This is a genomic window from Enterobacter sp. RHBSTW-00175 (assembly GCF_013927005.1).
GTDB lineage: Bacteria > Pseudomonadota > Gammaproteobacteria > Enterobacterales > Enterobacteriaceae > Enterobacter.
On record NZ_CP055930.1, the window covers coordinates 2255556 to 2273428 of the forward strand.

General features: G+C 54.0%; 18 protein-coding genes. 9 read left to right on the top strand and 9 right to left on the bottom strand.

Annotated features, from left to right (window positions below; all coding sequences use genetic code 11):
• Positions 1 to 77: 77 nt before the first annotated feature.
• The 4 genes from radC (at position 78) to mutM (ending at position 2268) form a co-directional block, all read left to right on the top strand.
• Complete coding sequence (gene radC, locus HV107_RS10680) at positions 78 to 743, top strand: RadC family protein (RefSeq protein WP_182063166.1); 666 nt, start codon at positions 78 to 80, stop codon at positions 741 to 743.
• Positions 744 to 959: 216 nt separating this feature from the next.
• Positions 960 to 1196, top strand: coding sequence for a 50S ribosomal protein L28 (gene rpmB / locus HV107_RS10685; RefSeq protein WP_002436699.1), 237 nt, complete (start codon positions 960 to 962; stop codon positions 1194 to 1196).
• 22 nt (positions 1197 to 1218) lie between these two features.
• The gene (rpmG, locus tag HV107_RS10690) at positions 1219 to 1386 is read left to right on the top strand and encodes a 50S ribosomal protein L33 (protein ID WP_003024094.1); all 168 of its coding nucleotides are present in this window, start codon (positions 1219 to 1221) and stop codon (positions 1384 to 1386) included.
• A gap of 72 nt (positions 1387 to 1458) precedes the next feature.
• Entirely contained in the window at positions 1459 to 2268 is an 810-nt protein-coding gene (mutM, locus tag HV107_RS10695; RefSeq protein WP_182063167.1) for a bifunctional DNA-formamidopyrimidine glycosylase/DNA-(apurinic or apyrimidinic site) lyase, read from the top strand.
• A 48-nt stretch (positions 2269 to 2316) separates the two neighbouring features.
• Here the strand turns inward: mutM and coaD are convergent, their stop codons facing one another.
• The 4 genes from coaD to HV107_RS10715 form a co-directional block, all read right to left on the bottom strand.
• Positions 2317 to 2796, bottom strand: coding sequence for a pantetheine-phosphate adenylyltransferase (coaD, locus tag HV107_RS10700; protein WP_166718142.1), 480 nt, complete (start codon positions 2794 to 2796; stop codon positions 2317 to 2319).
• A 3-nt stretch (positions 2797 to 2799) separates the two neighbouring features.
• Complete coding sequence (locus HV107_RS10705; RefSeq protein ID WP_182063168.1) at positions 2800 to 3570, bottom strand: glycosyltransferase family 2 protein; 771 nt, start codon at positions 3568 to 3570, stop codon at positions 2800 to 2802.
• Positions 3570 to 4844 carry a lipid IV(A) 3-deoxy-D-manno-octulosonic acid transferase gene (waaA, locus tag HV107_RS10710; protein ID WP_182063169.1) on the bottom strand — a complete coding sequence of 425 codons (1275 nt, stop codon included), beginning with the start codon at positions 4842 to 4844 and terminating at the stop codon, positions 3570 to 3572. The genes HV107_RS10705 and waaA overlap by 1 nt, the downstream gene beginning before the upstream one ends.
• Positions 4845 to 4911: 67 nt before the next feature.
• Positions 4912 to 5895 carry a glycosyltransferase gene (locus HV107_RS10715; RefSeq protein WP_182063170.1) on the bottom strand — a complete coding sequence of 328 codons (984 nt, stop codon included), beginning with the start codon at positions 5893 to 5895 and terminating at the stop codon, positions 4912 to 4914.
• A gap of 157 nt (positions 5896 to 6052) precedes the next feature.
• Between HV107_RS10715 and HV107_RS10720 the strand changes: the two genes are divergently transcribed.
• Positions 6053 to 7156, top strand: a complete 1104-nt coding sequence (locus tag HV107_RS10720; RefSeq protein WP_182063171.1) for a glycosyltransferase family 4 protein — start codon at positions 6053 to 6055, stop codon at positions 7154 to 7156.
• Here HV107_RS10720 and HV107_RS10725 read toward each other — a convergent pair.
• Genes HV107_RS10725 through rfaD form a run of 5 tightly spaced genes read right to left on the bottom strand, consistent with a single transcriptional unit; the run spans position 7135 to position 12315 of the window.
• Positions 7135 to 8244 carry a glycosyltransferase family 4 protein gene (locus HV107_RS10725; protein ID WP_182063172.1) on the bottom strand — a complete coding sequence of 370 codons (1110 nt, stop codon included), beginning with the start codon at positions 8242 to 8244 and terminating at the stop codon, positions 7135 to 7137. The genes HV107_RS10720 and HV107_RS10725 overlap by 22 nt on opposite strands.
• Positions 8241 to 9344: a putative lipopolysaccharide heptosyltransferase III gene (gene rfaQ, locus HV107_RS10730; RefSeq protein WP_182063173.1), complete on the bottom strand. Its 1104-nt coding sequence runs from the start codon at positions 9342 to 9344 to the stop codon at positions 8241 to 8243. The genes HV107_RS10725 and rfaQ overlap by 4 nt, the downstream gene beginning before the upstream one ends.
• Positions 9337 to 10323, bottom strand: a complete 987-nt coding sequence (rfaC, locus tag HV107_RS10735; protein WP_182063174.1) for a lipopolysaccharide heptosyltransferase RfaC — start codon at positions 10321 to 10323, stop codon at positions 9337 to 9339. Before rfaC ends, rfaQ begins: the two co-directional genes overlap by 8 nt.
• Positions 10324 to 10326: 3 nt before the next feature.
• Positions 10327 to 11373: an ADP-heptose--LPS heptosyltransferase RfaF gene (rfaF, locus tag HV107_RS10740; RefSeq protein WP_182063175.1), complete on the bottom strand. Its 1047-nt coding sequence runs from the start codon at positions 11371 to 11373 to the stop codon at positions 10327 to 10329.
• Between the two features lie 9 nt (positions 11374 to 11382).
• Positions 11383 to 12315 (bottom strand): ADP-glyceromanno-heptose 6-epimerase, encoded by a 933-nt coding sequence (gene rfaD / locus HV107_RS10745; RefSeq protein ID WP_182063176.1) that lies wholly within the window; start codon positions 12313 to 12315, stop codon positions 11383 to 11385.
• A 215-nt stretch (positions 12316 to 12530) separates the two neighbouring features.
• Between rfaD and kbl the strand changes: the two genes are divergently transcribed.
• From kbl to HV107_RS10765, 4 genes are all read left to right on the top strand, one after another.
• Positions 12531 to 13727 (top strand): glycine C-acetyltransferase, encoded by a 1197-nt coding sequence (gene kbl / locus HV107_RS10750; RefSeq protein ID WP_182063177.1) that lies wholly within the window; start codon positions 12531 to 12533, stop codon positions 13725 to 13727.
• A gap of 9 nt (positions 13728 to 13736) precedes the next feature.
• Positions 13737 to 14762 (top strand): L-threonine 3-dehydrogenase, encoded by a 1026-nt coding sequence (tdh, locus tag HV107_RS10755; RefSeq protein WP_182063178.1) that lies wholly within the window; start codon positions 13737 to 13739, stop codon positions 14760 to 14762.
• Between the two features lie 175 nt (positions 14763 to 14937).
• Complete coding sequence (locus tag HV107_RS10760) at positions 14938 to 16518, top strand: phosphoethanolamine transferase (protein ID WP_182063179.1); 1581 nt, start codon at positions 14938 to 14940, stop codon at positions 16516 to 16518.
• 68 nt (positions 16519 to 16586) lie between these two features.
• On the top strand, positions 16587 to 17843 hold the full coding sequence (locus HV107_RS10765) for an O-antigen ligase (protein WP_182063501.1): 1257 nt from the start codon (positions 16587 to 16589) through the stop codon (positions 17841 to 17843).
• Positions 17844 to 17873: the final 30 nt, after the last annotated feature.

Genomic DNA, 17873 nt, shown 5'->3' on the forward strand with positions numbered 1-17873 from the left:
CGCAAGAATGAAAACTGTGCGTCGAACGCGGGACTGGCCTGTGGCAGCATTGACGGCAACCACAAGGAGACAGGGATATGGAACGTATTTCACCCATGCTACCGCGTGAAAAAATGCTGAATTACGGCATCACGTCGCTAACGGATGATGAACTGCTGGCGCTGTTTTTACGCACCGGCACACCTGGGAAAACGGTTTTTACTCTGGCGCGAGAGCTGCTGCAACATTTTGGTTCGCTGCACGGCTTGCTCACGGCTGAGCTGGCAGAGTTTAAGAATGTTGAAGGTATTGGCGTGGCGAAATATGCCCAACTGAAAGGCATTGCAGAGCTTGCCCGGCGTTTTTACAGTGTGCGGATGCTGGAAGAAGATTCGCTCTTAACCCCTGACATGACGAGAGAATTCCTGCAAAGCCAGCTGACGGATGCCGAGCGCGAGATCTTTATGGCGATCTTCCTCGACAATAAAAATCGGGTGCTGAAGCACTGCCATCTGTTTTCGGGAACGCTGAACCACGTTGAGGTTCATCCGCGAGAAATTGTGCGGGAAGCGATAAAAGTGAATGCAGCCGCCGTGATCCTCGCGCATAATCACCCCTCAGGCTGTGCGCAACCGAGCAGAGCCGACAAAGAGATCACCGCGCGCATTATCAAATGCTGTCAATTCATGGACATTCGTGTGCTGGACCATCTGATAATTGGTCGCGGAGAGTACGTTTCTTTTGCAGAACATGGTTGGATTTAGACCATTTCACGCGATCCATCGGGATCTTTGTCTGTTCGGGACTTGAGCACATCGCCGAGTCAGCGTATACTACGCCACCTTTGAGAATCTCGGGTTTGGCAATTGGGCCTGGCAATCGAGAGTTCGCTTAGAACTGCGATGACCGGGCTGTAAAGCCTGACGAGGCGCCGATACCCCATACGAAGCTCGAGCTAATTTGATTTTTGGAGAATAGACATGTCCCGAGTCTGCCAAGTTACTGGCAAGCGTCCGGTGACCGGTAACAACCGTTCCCACGCACTGAACGCGACTAAACGCCGTTTCCTGCCGAACCTGCACTCTCACCGTTTCTGGGTTGAGAGCGAGAAGCGTTTTGTCACCCTGCGTGTATCTGCTAAAGGTATGCGTGTTATTGATAAGAAAGGCATCGATACAGTTCTGTCTGAACTGCGTGCCCGTGGCGAAAAGTACTAAGTACTTAACGAGGAACTAAATCATGGCTAAAGGTATTCGCGAGAAAATCAAGCTGGTTTCTTCTGCTGGTACAGGTCACTTCTACACCACCACGAAGAACAAACGTACTAAGCCGGAAAAACTGGAACTGAAAAAATTCGATCCAGTTGTACGCCAGCACGTACTGTACAAAGAAGCTAAAATTAAATAATTTTAGTCTCCTTGTATTGAAAAACCCCGCTCCTGCGGGGTTTTTTGCATTCTGACTCTCAACGGAGGAACCATGCCTGAATTACCTGAGGTAGAGACCAGCCGCCGCGGTATTGAACCCCATCTGGTTGGCGCGACTATTCTTCATGCTGTCGTTCGCAATTGCCGTCTGCGCTGGCCGGTTTCCGATGAGATCCATGCCCTGAGTGATAAACCGATTCTGAGCGTGCAGCGCCGCGCCAAGTATCTGCTGCTGGAGCTGCCGGATGGCTGGATAATCATCCATCTGGGGATGTCCGGGAGCCTGCGGATCCTCAGTGAAGAGTTACCTGCCGAAAAACACGACCATGTTGATCTGGTGATGAGCAATGGCAAAGTACTGCGCTACACCGACCCGCGCCGCTTTGGGGCGTGGTTGTGGACCAAAGAGCTTGAAGGGCATAGCGTGCTGGCACATCTGGGGCCTGAGCCGCTCTCTGACGCCTTTAACGCAGACTACCTGAAAGAGAAGTGTGCGAAGAAGAAAACCCCGATCAAACCCTGGCTGATGGATAACAAGCTGGTGGTGGGCGTGGGCAATATTTACGCCAGTGAATCCCTGTTTGCCGCGGGCATTCATCCCGACCGTCTGGCGTCGTCGCTGTCGGCTCAGGAGTGCGAACTGCTGGTCAGAGTGATTAAAGCGGTACTGCTACGCTCGATTGAGCAGGGTGGAACGACACTGAAGGACTTTCTGCAAAGCGACGGTAAGCCGGGCTATTTTGCGCAGGAGTTGCAGGTATATGGGCGTAAGGGTGAGCCGTGCAGAGTGTGCGGGACACCGATTATTGCCACGAAACACGCTCAGCGCGCCACGTTCTACTGCCGTCAGTGCCAGAAGTAATACATTTTTAGGCCGGGCAAGCGCAACGCCGCCTGGCAATCAAAAGGGTTACTTCAGCTTCTCCATCAGCGCCTGATGGACATTCACCGGCAGGAAGTGGGTCACATCGCCGTGATGACGGGCGACCTCTTTCACCAGCGTGGAAGAGATAAACGACCACTCTTTTGACGGCATCAGGAATACGCTCTCCAGATCCGGCATCAGATGGCGGTTCATGTGTGCCAGCTGCATCTCATATTCGAAGTCAGCCACCGCGCGTAACCCACGGATCAGGATATTGGCCTGCTGGGTACGGGCGAAGTTAGCCATCAGGTCACTGAACCCCACCACTTCAACGTTCGACAGGTGTGAAATCGCATCGGTGGCGAGCTGTACGCGCTCGGGCAGATCGAACATCGGCTTCTTACTGGGGCTGGCAGCAATCGCCAGAATCACCTTGTCGAACATGCTCGCTGCACGGGTGATGATATCAAGATGGCCGTTGGTGATCGGATCGAAGGTACCCGGATAAATCGCTTTTGTGCTCATGGCTCACGTTTTCTCTGAGTAGCCGCGGCTAAGCGCCCACAGCTCGGTGTATTTGTTAAATGTATACTGAGCATTCACGACCGCCAGTAACCAGCCCTGTTTTCCGTCCAGCACCCCGCCACGCAGCAGCAAGGTTTTCAGAAATGCTCCGATCGTATGGGTGAAAATACCGGTCAGCGTTGCCTTCTTGCCACGTTGATGGCGTTCCTGTGCCCATGCGGTAGCGTAGTTGAGCTGTTTACGCTGGAAGCTGGCGAAATCGCGGCAGGTCAGGTGCAGTAAATCACCGTTTAAGGCAACTACCGGAGCGTTATCGCAGGCCAGGGATTCATGCACCAGGTTATCGTTGTACTGGTAACGCTCGCGCTCATACAAACGCATCACACGGTCAGGGTACCAGCCGCTGTGGCGCATAAACCGGCCGAGAAAGTAGTTACGACGCGCGATGCTGTACACAGCACCTGACTGAGGCGCGGCGAGCACGCCCTGAATCGCCTGCTGGAGCTCTGGCGTAATGCGCTCGTCGGTGTCGATCATCAGCACATAATCGCCGGTCGCGTAAGATTGCGCGCGTTGACGCTGCACGCCATAACCCTGCCAGTCCGTATTGGTGTACACCTTCACGCCTGCTGCACGGGCTATCTCTGCCGTGTTGTCCTCACTGCCTGAATCGAGGAGGACAATTTCGCCAGCCCAGGCCACAGAGTCCAGGCAATCGGGAAGCAGGTCGGCGGCGTTTTTGGCGATCATGACGACCGACAGACGCTGAGACATTAATGGCTCCGCTGAGGCAGATAAGGTTGAAGAAGTTGCAGCAGACGGGTCAGTGCGCCCTGGTTCTGATGCAGCACCTCGACGGCATGGCGGCCATACCACAGACGGTAATCTTCGTCAGTCAGAAGGGTCGATACCTCTTTGACCACCGAGTCCGCATCGGTCACGGTAATTAAGCCATCGGCTTGCTGCAATTTAGCGCAGATATCTTTGAAATTAAATGTGTGTGGGCCCATCAGCACTGGAATCGCGTGCGCCGCAGGCTCCAGCGGGTTATGACCGCCGCGCTCGACCAGGCTACCGCCCACAAAGGCGAGGTCGGCAATTCCGTACAGCAGCATCAGTTCGCCCATCGTATCGCCAATCACCACCTGGGTGCTACTGGACGGGATCTCGCCGCTGCTACGCAGGGTGAAGCTGAAACCGCCTTTCTGCACCATCTCGCGGGCGTCTTTGAAACGTTCCGGGTGACGAGGGACAAGAATCAGCAGTAAGTCCGGGAATTTTTCCAGCAGCTTACGGTGCGCTTGCAGGATAATCTCTTCTTCGCCGTCGTGGGTACTGGTGGCAATCCAGACCTGGCGGCGCGGGGCCCACTGGCGACGCAATGTGACTGCGCGTGCGGCGAGCTCGGGCGTGACCGAAATATCGAATTTCAGGCTGCCGGTCACCGCCAGCTGGTTGCGCTTGAGGCCAAGAGAGACAAAGCGTGCAGCGTCTTCTTCGTTCTGCGCGGCAATCAGCGTGATTTTGCCAAGCAGGCGACGCATAAATTTACCCAGCTTGCCGTAGCCTTTTGCCGAGCGCTCAGAGAGGCGCGCGTTGGCGATAACCAGCGGGATTTTTCGGGCATGAAGAGCGGAAATCATATTCGGCCACAGTTCGGTTTCCATCACGATCACAAGCTTTGGGCGAACGGTATTCAGGAAACGATTCATGGCGCAGGGCAGATCGTAAGGCAGATAGACGTGATGCACGCCTTTGCCAAATGCGGACATAACGCGCTCTGAGCCGGTCGGGGTCATGGTGGTGACGGTTATCGGCAAAGAGGGGTAACGGTGGCGCAGGGCGCGTACCAGCGGAATAGCCGCCAGCGTTTCGCCAACAGAAACGGAATGCAGCAAAATACCGTCCGGGGCGACTTTATTGCGGCAATAGCCATAGCGTTCAGCCCAGCGTTTTCGGTACGCAGGCGCTTTACGGCTACGAAGCAACAGTCGCAGCCACACCAGTGGCTGAATGATGTAGAGCAGAGCGGTATACAACAATTCCAAGCGATTATCCGTTTTTTTTAGTTTCGGCGGGCAAATTCTAAGCATTTAAGCCAGGTAAAGCTATCTCTTATGCCAGATACCGCTTTAAACGGAAATAACGGCGGCCCAGGCGCCAGTGCTGGCGAAGCCCACGGGCGTTTTTCCAGATAAGTGCCCAGATCCCGCGATCGAACAGCTCCTGGATAATTTCACGCTTTTTGGCCGTATCGCCAATGTTGTTAATCGCGTGCAGGATCCCCAGACCCTCTTTCGCGATTTGCCACTGGCAGGCCGGTACGCGGCGCACGGCATCCGGGTAGCGCTGGTTGATAACGTCCAGCATCTCAAGGATTTTCATATAGTGGCGCGCGTTACGCATCCGCGAGTCATCCGTGCCCGGCGTGTGTGATACCGATGCGGAATGGATGAGATAGTCGTAGAAGGTTTCGTCTGTGTACTGAACGCGTCTGGCGGTCAGCAGCACTTCGGTCGTCCACGGGATATCCTGGTGGCGCAGTCCATGCTCGAACGTGAACCCTTGCGCTTTAATAAACGCGTGGCGATAAATATTAAGCCAGGTCACATGCAGGAATTTACGCGATGCCAGCGCGCGCTGAAGCCAGGTTGGGCCATCCAGCACGTCGGTGGATTGCAGTTTGTCGGACGGGAAGATTTTTTTCGCAGGTCTGCCGTCATCGTAAATATAGGTGCCGTTACAGGTGGCGACGTCGAGATCGTTTTTCTTCGCCATCTCCAGCAGGCGTGGGTACATGCCCGGGTAAATCACATCGTCGATGTCCGGGAACGCGACATACTCGCCTGTGGCCTCAGCCAGACCGGTGTTACGAGCGGCAGAGACGCCCTGGTTGGTCTGTTCGATGACCTTGTAATACGGGAATTCACTGGCGTATTGCGCAATGATGGCCGCAGAGTTATCGCTTGACCCATCGTCCACAACGACAAGTTCCAGACTGTCCAGATGTTGAGCTTTGATGCTGTCGAAAAATGCACTCAGGAATTTTTCACCGTTATAGACGGCGACCACAAGGCTCAATAAAGGTTTGTCGGACATGCTTTCTCCGTTGTGTTCAGGGCAGGCCACCCATGTTGGTGGTACCATTCGTGCTGTATTATATCTGGTGGATACTAAAAACATATGCCTGTAGGGACAAAGATCCCGTCAGGCGGCAAATTAGCGTCACGCTGGCGAGATTCATAACAGGAAATGTATGCATATTGTTCACACTGAAGCAGACGGTGGTAAAGGCGGGCAGCCTTTGCGCATTATTAACGAATCGTTAGGCATGATTCAGCGTGGCCATCAGGTGACCATTCTTTGCCCGGAAACCGCGCCGCTGCACGCGATGGCGAAAAGCGCCGGGCTAACGGTTGTCACCATGCCGTTAAAGCGTAAGAACCTTAAAAATCTGCAATTGTTACGTCGCTGGCTGAGTGACAACCGTAAATCGATTGATGTCATCAATAGCCATAACTCAGCTGATACCTGGCTGGTGGCACTGGCAAACCTGACGCTGTCGAACCCTGTGCCGCTGGTGCGCACGCGCCATGCCTCTGGTGTGCCGCGTAATAACTGGACGACCCGCTGGCTGTTCCGTAAAGCCTGTGCCCATATCGTCACAACCGGTGAAGCGCTGCGTCATCAGGTGGCGAATATTGGCGTACCCATGTCCCAGAGCACATCCGTGCCGAGCGGTGTGGATACGCAGCGTTTTCACCCGGCGGATAAACACGACGCCCGCGTGCACTGTGGATTGTCGCAGGAGGATTTCTGGCTGGGGGTGGTGTCGCATCTGCGTCCGAACAAAGGCCACAGTGTGCTGCTGCGCGCCCTGGCGCAAATCGATAACCCACACATCAAGCTGGCGATTGTCGGGGAAGGGCCGCACAAGGCAACGCTGGAGCAGGAAATCGTCGGCCTGGAATTGCAACAGCGCGTAGTGATGGCGGGGCATCAAAGCGACCCTGAGCGCTGGTTCCCGGCGTTTGATATTGCGCTGAGTCCTTCACACGATATGGAAGGTGTTCCTCAGGGCGTTCTGCAATCGCTGGCGTCTCGTATTGCCACTATCGCGACCGATGCCGGCGGGACGGCGGATGCAGTGATTGATGGTCAGACGGGGATTCTGGTCGCCCAGCGTGATGAAAAAGCGCTGCACGATGCCATCGAGAAACTGTATAACGATGCAGCTCTTCGCGAGAAGCTGGCGCAGCAGGGTTATGATTACCTGAGCACCCACTTTACCCGCGAATGTATGCTGGACGCGATGGAGAAAGTCTTCTCTGAAGCGGCTCAGCGCAGCAGGTCGCGATAAAGCGCCTGGAGCTCTTTTGCCATTCTGTCCAGGGTGTAGGGTTCAGCGGTTGCGCGAGCAGCTGCTGAATAATCAACGCCCTGACCACGGCCTTGCAGCCAGTGGGCGATAGCCTGCTGATAGCCTTCACTGTCGAGCGCGTCGCGCACCCAGCCGTTTTGACCTTCAGTTATCCATTCTGCCGCGCCGCAGCCGTGGCTGGTGAGCAGCGGCAGACCACAGGCCAGCGCTTCCACGCAGACATTCGGGAACGGATCGTAGAGCGTAGGCAGGATCAGCGCGTCCGCCGTGCCGTAAACTTCCCGCACATCTGCAACCGGCCCCAGGAAACGCACGCGTGACGCCACGCCGAGCGTCTGTGCCAGCTTTTCAAATTTGCGCGCGTGTTTATCGCGACCGGCAACCAGCAACCAGACGTCAGAATGCGGGACAATGGCACGTAACGCGGTGGCCACGCCTTTACGGCTAAAACCAGACCCGACATACGCCAGCACTGGCGCATCTTCGGGGATGCCGAGCGCAGCACGCTGCGACAACGCGCGGACATCCGGGCTGAAATGCGCCGTATCCACACCGTTGTAGATCACGGTCAGTTTGTCATCCGACAAAGCAAAGCGGCGGGCGATGTCATCACGCACCATCTTTGAGTTGCAGATAACGGTGCGCAGTTGCGGATGGGTAAACATCTGCGCTTCAGCCTGCAAAATATAGCGGTGATAACGGCTGAATGACTGCGCCCAGCGTGCCAGCGGCGATAAAATGCGGCCATACTGCTCAAGCCATGTGGCGTGTACGCCATCGCCTGCGCGGAAAATGGTTGCCCCCGGAATTCGCTCATGGCTTTGCACAATATCGAACTGAGCAAAATGCGAGGCTGCTTCCACCGCAAACCCGGACTCGCGGGCAATACGGTTACGGAACGGCGGGTTTACCGTCAGTGTTTTCCAGCCTGAAGCATCTTCCCACTGGCGGGCAATCAGCGTGACATCCAGGGTTGTGTCCTGAGCCAACACGTTCAGCGCGCGGGAAACAAAACGCTCCGCGCCGCCGTTGGGGTTGTAGGTCTGTCGGACGATCGCCAGCTTCATGCAGGATATTCCAGCAGCAGGGTATCAATAGCGCTCAGCACCTGTTGCGGGGTAATGGCGGTGATGCAGTCGGAAACGCCACCGTCACCGCAGCCCGCCTTGCCGCAAGGCTGGCAGGTAAATCCGGCGGTGATCACGCGATAATTCACACCCCACGGTGCCCACTTGATTGCCCCGGTTGGGCCAAAGATAGCCACGGTCGGGGTCCCTACGGCACTGGCGAGGTGCATTGGCATGGAGTCAACGCCGAAGTAAATACGCGCGTGCTTCATCAGGGCACCCAGCTCTTTCAGGTTCAACTGACCGCTTAAATCAAACACCGGCTGGGTAAGCGCAGCACGCAGCTCATCCATATACGCGGTTTCTTCTTTTGACGGCGCGGCAGAGAGGATAATCGGCAGGCCACGAGCCGCCAGGTTATCGATTGTTGCCGCCAGCTTTTTGATATCCCAGGCTTTAAACATCCAGCGCGACGTCGGGTGCACCAGAATGTAGGATTTACTCTGTAGACCAAATCCGGCCAGTTTCTCAGCTATGGAGGTTTCCGCCGCGTCACCCGGTACAAACAGGGTATGTTTGTCTTCATCAGACTGCGGGTGGATCCCTACCCGACGCAGGGCGTCCAGATTCACTTCCACCATGTGGCGGCTGTTGTCCTGAATCGCCGGGTAGAGCGTGGTGAAGGATTTCACCCAACGACGACGTGCCAGTCCACCGCGTTTATCCGGTTTAAAGCCGACGGAGACACGCGGCTTCAGCCGACGCGCCAGACGCGCGCCGTGCCAGTGTTCGGTAAGGTTAATCAGCACATCGTACTGACGTCCTTTCAGCGTATTGACCAGAGCACGATACAGACGGAACTGCTCGAACCAGCCCTTTTTGCGCCAGTTGCGACCAATGGTATGCACCTGATCGATATGCGGATGGCTGGTCAGCATCGCCTGCGTGTCGTCGTAGACCAGCGCGTCGACTTCAACATTCGGCCAGTTCTTTTTCAGCACGGTAAAGACCGGCGAGGTAAGCAGTACGTCACCGTGGTGACGCAGCTTAATGATCAGCACGCGCTTTGGTGGGCGCTCCGCTGAGAAAAAATCAGACATAGGCTCTCTCTGCTGCCAGCAAAGGCTCTAATTGCGCAAATACCGCAGCGGCGCTGAGGTCGCTCAGCTGCGATGAATGTTCCGGACGGCAGATATATTGATTTTTTCCGTAGCCGCCGATAAGACCCGGGTCCGTTGGGCCGTAAAGCGTAATATTAGGTCTATCCAGTGCGGCCGTCAGGTGGCTCAGGCCAGTATCTACCGATACCACTGCCGTCGCGCCCGCCAGCTCTTGTGCCACGCCATCGAGCTTCATGCGTGGCAAGACGTCCACGTAATCAAACCCTTCTGCCAGGCGTTTGGCGCGCGCCTCTTCATGCGGGGCACCCCACGGCAGTTTGATGCGCAAACCTGCGCTACCCAGTAAACCGATCAGCTCACGCCAGTGGGTTTCCGGCCAGTGTTTGTCATCCCGGGTGGTGGCATGGAGGAAAATCAGATAAGGCGCGCTAAGTTGCTGTGAATTATGGAGGAAATGCTGCGAAATGGCGTAATCGCCCTGCATTTCAGGTTTGGCATAACCCAGGCTTTTGGCGAACAGTTCACGGGTACGTTCCACCGCGTGCTGCTGTTTCGCAATATGATGGCGACGGTTATAGAACAGGCTTGCCAGCGGTTCGCGGGCGCTTTGCCAGTCCATGCCGTGCTTTACGCCGTGCGCCAGGCGCGTCACCAGCGCGGCGCTTTTGACCAGCCCTTGCGCGTCGATGATGGCATCGTAATGCTGAGCCTGCACCGCATCGCGAAACGCTTTGCGCTCGGCTTTAATCGGTGCGGAGAACCACGCCTTACGCCAGCGGCGGATAGCCACCGGGATCACACGGTCGACCGCTTCATGCCAGGTGGGGATCTGCGCGAAACCTTCTTCCACCACCCAGTCAAAACGAATGCCGGGAATGGCTTGCATCGCGTCCGTAAGGGACGGCAGCGTATGCAGTACATCGCCCATCGAAGAGGTTTTAACGATCAATACCCGCATTCGTTATCCTTCTTCGCTCAACAGCAGTTCGTTAAGCTCTTCGAGCACGCGCTCTGGCGTAATGTCGATCAGGCTCTGATGATAGCCTTGTGCCGCATCGCCTTTACGCACTTTGTGGTAGCCGGTGATCAGGCGAATAACACGCGCCTTGTGTGACAGCGGCGGGGTGAAGTCCGGGCTGCTTGGGCCATAAAGGGCAACCAGCGGGCGGTTAAGCGCAGCAGCAACGTGCATCAGGCCAGAATCGTTGGTGACCACGGCTTTACAGGCGGCAATCAGAATAACCGCTTGCTCCAGCTGGGTTTCCCCGGCCAGGTTACGGCACCAGGCCTGCTGTTCTGTACTCAGTGTGGCAAGGATTTCATTGCCCGCTTCGTGATCTTTCGCCGAGCCGAACAGGACAATCTGGTTGCCTTCGTCGATAAGCTGTTTTGCCAGTTCGGCGTAGTGATAGTGCGGCCAGCGTTTTGCCGGGCCGAACTCTGCGCCAGGGCAGAAACCGATCATTGGGCGTTCGTCCGAAATACCAAACGCGTTGCAGGTCTGGGATTTTTCGCCATCGTTAACCTGCAACTGCGGCCACAACAGCGGCTGCGGCAGGTCTTTCGCACTGCGCATCACGCCTTTGTCGTAGGCCAGCGCAACATAGCGCTCCACCATCAGTGGCCAGGCCGCTTTATCCAGCACTCGGGCGTCGTTCAGCAGGCCGTAACGCATTTCACCGCGCCAGCCGGTGCGATGAGGCACGCCAGCAAAGAAGGGTACTAAGGCGGATTTAAACGAGTTGGGCAGCACGTAAGCGCGATCGTAGCGCTTTTCGCGCAGGCTGTGGCCGAGCTTGCGGCGTTCACCGATTTCCAGCGCCCCGTGGCCCAGCGGCATCGGGATAGCGTCGTTTACTTCAGGCATCCGCGATAACAGCGGACGGCACCATGCAGGTGCCATCACGTCGATTATCGCCTGGGGATAGCGCGCCTTGAGCGTGCGATAGAGACTTTGCGACATCATCATGTCGCCCACCCATGACGGGCCGATCACCAGTATCTTCATGCTTACTTCTTACGCGTCGCGGTTCAGCCAGGCCATATATTCCGTTACGCCTTCGGCAACGGTCTTGAACGGCTTGTCGTAGCCCGCGGCACGCAGGTTGGTCATGTCAGCCTGAGTGAATGCCTGGTAGCGGCCTTTCAGCTTTTCCGGGAACGGAATGTATTCAATGCTGCCTTTTTTGTGATACGCCAGGGTTGCGTCCGCAACGGCCTGGAAGGATTCTGCACGGCCCGTACCCAGGTTGAAGATACCGGACACGCCGTTTTCCCAGAACCACAGGTTCACCGCGGCAACGTCGCCAACATAAACGAAGTCACGCTTGAAGCTATCGCTGCCTTCGAACAGTTTCGGACTTTCGCCATTATTCAGTTGGGTGTTCAGGTGGAACGCAACGCTCGCCATGCTGCCTTTGTGGCCTTCACGCGGCCCGTACACGTTGAAGTAGCGGAAGCCCACGATCTGGGAATTTGCTTCAGGCAGAACCTGACGCACGTATTCGTCGAACAGGAACTTAGAGTAGCCATATACGTTCAGCGGCTGCTCATATTCGCGGGATTCGATGAAGTTTGACGTACGGCCGCCGTAGGTTGCCGCAGAAGAGGCATACAGGAACGGAATTTCACGCTCCAGGCAGTAGTGCAGAATCTCTTTGGAGTACTGATAGTTGTTGTCCATCATGTACTTGCCGTCCCACTCGGTGGTGGAAGAGCATGCACCCTCGTGGAAGATAGCTTCGATTTCGCCGAACTCTTCACCTGCCATAATCTGGATAAGGAAGTCTTCTTTATCCATATAGTCAGCAATGTTCAGATCCACCAGGTTTACAAATTTGGTGCCGTCTTTCAGGTTGTCCACCACCAGGATGTCGGTGATGCCTTTGTCATTGAGAGCCTTAACAATATTGCTGCCGATAAAGCCCGCGCCGCCGGTAACGATAATCATAACTGTAACCTTTGAAGTGTGGAGCCCGGGGACAATCCCGGACGCTAATGTTTCTATCATATCATTAGTATGGCGACCCTACAGCCATTCACCGACATCGCGCATGGGTACGCGTGATTTATGCTACAAAAACGAGAAGAGATAATGTGTCATCTCGTCATGAAGTATAGGTTTGGGTAATATGTGCCGAAATTTGCCGAGTCTGGAGAATTGCAATGCGTGGTGATTTTTACAAACAGTTAAACAGCGACCTGGACACCGCACGCGCGGAAGGGTTGTTCAAAGAAGAACGCATCATCACTTCTGCACAGCAGGCGGACATCACCGTCGCCGATGGCAGCCATGTGATCAACTTTTGTGCGAACAACTATTTAGGTCTTGCGAATCACCCTGAGCTGATTGCCGCTGCGAAAAACGGCATGGACACCCATGGTTTCGGTATGGCCTCCGTACGCTTTATCTGCGGTACGCAGGACAGCCACAAGCAGCTTGAGAAAAAGCTGGCGTGCTTCCTCGGAATGGAAGACGCGATCCTGTACTCCTCTTGCTTTGATGCTAACGGCGGCCTGTTTGAAACGCTGCTGGGCGCAGAAGATGCGATTATTTCCGATGCGCTGAACCACGCCTCCATCATCGATGGCGTGCGTCTGTGTAAAGCGAAGCGTTTCCGCTATGCCAACAACGATATGGCTGAACTGGAAGTACGCCTGAAGGAGGCGCGTGAAGCGGGCGCTCGCCATGTGCTGATCGCCACCGACGGCGTGTTCTCAATGGACGGCGTGATCGCCAACCTTAAGGGCGTGTGTGACCTGGCGGATAAATATGATGCGCTGGTGATGGTCGATGACTCTCATGCGGTGGGCTTTGTGGGCGAAAATGGTCGTGGTTCGCACGAATACTGCGACGTGATGGGCCGTGTGGACATCATCACCGGCACGCTCGGTAAAGCACTGGGCGGCGCGTCCGGCGGCTATACCGCAGCGCGTAAAGAAGTGGTCGAGTGGCTGCGTCAGCGTTCCCGTCCGTACCTGTTCTCCAACTCCCTGGCACCAGCCATTGTTTCAGCCTCCATCAAAGTGCTGGAGATGGTGGAATCAGGCGCGGAACTGCGTGACCGTCTGTGGTCCAATGCGCGTCTGTTCCGTGAAAAAATGAGTGCCGCAGGCTTTACCCTGGCCGGTGCTGACCACGCGATCATCCCGGTAATGCTGGGCGATGCGGTTGTGGCGCAGAACTTTGCCCGTGAACTGCAAAAAGAAGGGATTTACGTTACCGGGTTCTTCTTCCCGGTGGTGCCAAAAGGTCAGGCGCGTATTCGCACCCAGATGTCTGCGGCGCATTCGCCTGAACAAATTGAACGTGCGGTTGAAGCCTTTACCCGCATCGGCAAACAACTGGGCGTGATTGCCTGAGGACGTGAGATGAAAGCGTTATCCAAACTGAAAGCAGAAGAAGGGATTTGGATGACCGACGTGCCGGAGCCGGAAGTCGGTCATAACGATCTGCTGATCAAAATCCGTAAAACCGCCATCTGCGGTACTGACGTCCATATTTACAACTGGGACCAGTGGTCGCAGAAAACCATTCCGGTACCTATGGTGGTTGGCCACGAATATGTCGGCGAAGTGGTTGGCATTGGTCAGGAAGTGAAAGGCTTCAAAATTGGCGATCGCGTGTCTGGCGAAGGTCACATCACCTGCGGCCATTGCCGTAACTGCCGCGGTGGTCGTACGCACCTGTGCCGCAATAGCGTGGGTGTGGGTGTCAACCGTCCTGGCTGTTTTGCGGAATATCTGGTGATCCCGGCATTCAACGCGTTCAAAATCCCGGACAACATTTCCGACGATCTGGCCTCCATCTTCGACCCGTTCGGTAATGCGGTGCATACGGCGCTGTCGTTCGATCTGGTGGGTGAAGACGTGCTGGTGTCTGGTGCTGGTCCGATCGGCATTATGGCTGCGGCAGTGGCGAAACACGTCGGCGCGCGTAACGTTGTTATCACTGACGTGAATGAATATCGTCTGTCGCTGGCACGCAAAATGGGCGTTACCCGTGCTGTGGATGTCTCTAAAGAGAGCCTGAACGACGTGATGGCTGAGCTGGGCATGACCGAAGACTTCGACGTGGGCCTGGAGATGTCTGGCGCACCACCGGCGTTCCGTACCATGCTGGATACCATGAACCACGGTGGCCGTATCGCCATGCTGGGTATTCCGCCGTCAGACATGTCTATCGACTGGAACAAGGTGATCTTCAAGGGTTTGTTCATCAAAGGCATCTATGGCCGTGAGATGTTCGAAACCTGGTACAAGATGGCTGCACTGATCCAGTCTGGTCTGGATCTGTCGCCAATCATTACTCATCGCTTCTCCATCGATGAGTTCCAGCAGGGCTTTGACGCAATGCGTTCAGGCCAGTCCGGGAAAGTTATCCTGAACTGGGATTAAGCTGCTCTCAGGCACCCGTTTTACGGGTGCCTGTACACGTTTTAGCGGTTTGACTTTCCAGGGGTTACTTGTTAACTTCTGGCGAATTTTTCTCCACAGAGTCTTCTCCGCGCGTTCATTCTTGCAGTCATAATGATTACGTCAGGAAAGATTTTGCCAGGCTAATCAGGTCATTATGTCCACATTGTTTTCGCAAAAGTTGGTTGATACCCCTTCACGGCTTGCCGCTTTTTTAACTGTAGTTGTTTCCCTGCTAATAGTTATTGGCGTTAATATTGTAAATGCTAAATATAATGCGGTGATTAACCGAACGCTGGTTTTTGTACTGATATTGCTGACGTTAAAGTGCATAAATAACAAATTTATTAAAAACGTACTGGCGGTAGTTTTATTAATTCCAGTCGCGGCTGATCTTACCCTTCAGTTATATGCGTGGAATAACTTCAATTCAGCATTTAGCTATGGGTTTGCGCTCAGCGTATTAAATACCACGCCGGGTGAAGCCAGTTCGATGCTCGGGCTGTACTGGCGTGAATGCATTATCTTTGTGGCGTTTTCCGCGCTGTTTATCTATACCGCCAACACTGGCGGATGGCCTGTTGCACCACGTTTTCGTCGCTGGCCGGTTATTGCGCTGGCATTAACGCTCGCAGCCTTTATCGGCCAGGCCTGGCAGCATCAGCTCAGAAGAAGTAATGTTGAAAGCATGGCGCAGCGCGTTGTGCAGGCCACGCCAGTCAGTACTGCAAAAGTGTTTATGCAGGCGATAGAAGATAACGCGGTGGTCGCTAATATCGGCAATAACATTCCCGATTATAAACTCACGCTGTCGGACACCGGGATTGAAAACTATGTGCTGATTATTGGTGAGTCAGAGCGCACGGCAAACATGGGTATCTATGGTTATCAACGGGATACCACGCCAGAGCTGGAGAAACAAAAATCGCAGCTTTTGCTGTTCCGCAATGCTGTAACTCCCGCACCTGTCACCATTATGGCCGTGCCATTAGCAATGACAGCCGATACCGTGGGCAAGCGCGATCCGCATAAATACAGCGATAATGTCATTAATATCGCCAATAAAGCGGGATATGACACCTACTGGTTTAGCCGTCAGGGCAAGGGCGGGGCGCATAATAATGTCATTACTGGCATCGCCATGAACACCAGGCAGCATCAGTGGGTAGAAGGGGGCTATGATGAAGACCTGCTTCCGTTACTGAATGATGCGCTGAAAAAACCGGGCAAAAAAATCATCGTTTTGCACCTGTACGGTAGCCACGAGCCAGCCTGTCGACGTTTCCCGGCAAGCCAGGCCGTTCTGAGTGGCGGCAGCGAAGCCGATGATTGTTACGATAACTCGGTGCGTTACACCGATACTCTGATGGGAAATGTATTCCGTACTCTGGAAAACTCGCGTTCATCGGTGATGTATTTTTCCGATCACGGTCTGATTCGTGATCCGCAGCGTTCGGTGGTTTACTCTCACGGCAACGTTAACCCTCCCAGAGAGGCCCTGCAGATCCCGATGTTTATCTGGTACGGGCAACAGGTTGATTCTAAAAATAAACTCATCGGCGACTATGATAAGCCCTGGTCCGCTGATGATGTAAACACGCTCGCGGAGTTGTGGTTAGGCATTCATCGTCAGGGAGAGCCTGAGCAGTCGGTGCAGTCCTGGCTTGCCAGTTACGATAAGAATGTGACGGTGCTGGATACGACAGGTAAGTCGTATGAATGGCGCAATATTCGTTAACACAGGTACGTTCAACTTGTTTCTGGCTATGTGGTAGCCTGATTTGCCTTTTAGTAAATGGAATGATGATGATTATTGTAAAACGAGATAAGGTCCAGTTTGCGTTACTGCAATTACTCTTCGGACTGTGTGCTATTGCTTTTGGTTGCGTTGTCGTTGCACCTAATTTGTCGGCAAAAGTTCTGAGTGTGGCGGGAATCACTGCACTGGTCATTTTTTTGCTGGATATCAAAAACATCAAAAAAAATGATGCATTTTGGCTTTGCCTGATCCTGTTGGTCATCGGGATCTGCGATTTGACCTGGTACCGTATGTATAAGGTCGAAAGTGCAGCGATAAACTCATATCGCGCATACCTTGAGGCCGGAAAAATCTGTGTTTTCGGTGCATTTTCGATCTTTGTTTTCGCAAATAAAAATCAGCTGAAGGTTGGCAGCAATAAGATACATATGTTGCTGATCATCGCGTTACAGGTGATGATTGTTATCTACGCGGGCTATCAGCATCTGTTTATGGACAGTAAGAGGGTGACGCTGGCACTTACGGGCGGCACTGATGCAACAGGTGCGGCATATACAGTTGCCTTTATCTCCTTTTATACCATCCTGGTTCTGCAACACAGTAAGACAAGATGGAAAGAGCTTTTCATCCTGGGACACTTTTTCATCACATTCCTGGTTCTGGTCACGACAGAAACACGTGCCGCGATTTTGGTCTATCCGATTATTTTCTTTGGGCTGCTGGTGGTAAAACTCTATAAAGAGAAGCACATTCCGTGGAAAGGTGTAACTGTTTTCCTGATCGCCTTACTGGCCGGTGCGTTTATGATGAAAGACAACCTGGTGAAGCGATATGATGACCTTAACCGCGATATTGTCGCTTTCGATAAAGACAACAGTAGAACATCGGTAGGCGCACGCTTTGCAATGTGGGAGACAGGTCTGGCAGCATCGAAAAATAATTATTTCTGGCAATCCACCGATGAGCGCAACGCGAAGATAGTGGAAGAAGTAAAAAGGGATCCGAGCCTGTCCGGGGCGCTAGAGCACATGCGAGGCCATCTGCATAATGAAATAGTGGAAACGCTCTCAGTTAAAGGACCTTCTGGTGTAATTCTCTATATTCTTTTTGTTATATCACTGGGTTGGTACGCTTTACGCAAATTAAAAAGTATTATTCTTTGTGCCTTCCTGGTGTCATTAATTATGTTCGGTTTAAGCGGTGTAATGTTCTATTCTAAAACCACGCCGGTTGCCTGGATGCTGACACTTATAATGTCGGTTGTTTTCCTTGAGCAAAACAAGCATCGGGATATCATAAAGTAATCGTTTTGATTCTCCACCGGGAAAAAGGTA

Bases quoted from the DNA above. Each gene is read 5' to 3' on its own strand.
- rfaC (WP_182063174.1), bottom strand. From the start codon at position 10,323: ATGCGGGTATTGATCGTTAAAACCTCTTCGATGGGCGATGTACTGCAT.
- HV107_RS10725 (WP_182063172.1), bottom strand. From the start codon at position 8,244: ATGAAGCTGGCGATCGTCCGACAGACCTACAACCCCAACGGCGGCGCG.
- kbl (WP_182063177.1), top strand. From the start codon at position 12,531: ATGCGTGGTGATTTTTACAAACAGTTAAACAGCGACCTGGACACCGCA.
- coaD (WP_166718142.1), bottom strand. From the start codon at position 2,796: ATGAGCACAAAAGCGATTTATCCGGGTACCTTCGATCCGATCACCAAC.
- tdh (WP_182063178.1), top strand. From the start codon at position 13,737: ATGAAAGCGTTATCCAAACTGAAAGCAGAAGAAGGGATTTGGATGACC.
- rpmG (WP_003024094.1), top strand. From the start codon at position 1,219: ATGGCTAAAGGTATTCGCGAGAAAATCAAGCTGGTTTCTTCTGCTGGT.
- rfaD (WP_182063176.1), bottom strand. From the start codon at position 12,315: ATGATTATCGTTACCGGCGGCGCGGGCTTTATCGGCAGCAATATTGTT.
- rfaF (WP_182063175.1), bottom strand. From the start codon at position 11,373: ATGAAGATACTGGTGATCGGCCCGTCATGGGTGGGCGACATGATGATG.
- rfaQ (WP_182063173.1), bottom strand. From the start codon at position 9,344: ATGTCTGATTTTTTCTCAGCGGAGCGCCCACCAAAGCGCGTGCTGATC.
- rpmB (WP_002436699.1), top strand. From the start codon at position 960: ATGTCCCGAGTCTGCCAAGTTACTGGCAAGCGTCCGGTGACCGGTAAC.
- HV107_RS10765 (WP_182063501.1), top strand. From the start codon at position 16,587: ATGATTATTGTAAAACGAGATAAGGTCCAGTTTGCGTTACTGCAATTA.
- radC (WP_182063166.1), top strand. From the start codon at position 78: ATGGAACGTATTTCACCCATGCTACCGCGTGAAAAAATGCTGAATTAC.
- HV107_RS10720 (WP_182063171.1), top strand. From the start codon at position 6,053: ATGCATATTGTTCACACTGAAGCAGACGGTGGTAAAGGCGGGCAGCCT.
- HV107_RS10705 (WP_182063168.1), bottom strand. From the start codon at position 3,570: ATGTCTCAGCGTCTGTCGGTCGTCATGATCGCCAAAAACGCCGCCGAC.
- HV107_RS10760 (WP_182063179.1), top strand. From the start codon at position 14,938: ATGTCCACATTGTTTTCGCAAAAGTTGGTTGATACCCCTTCACGGCTT.
- HV107_RS10715 (WP_182063170.1), bottom strand. From the start codon at position 5,895: ATGTCCGACAAACCTTTATTGAGCCTTGTGGTCGCCGTCTATAACGGT.
- mutM (WP_182063167.1), top strand. From the start codon at position 1,459: ATGCCTGAATTACCTGAGGTAGAGACCAGCCGCCGCGGTATTGAACCC.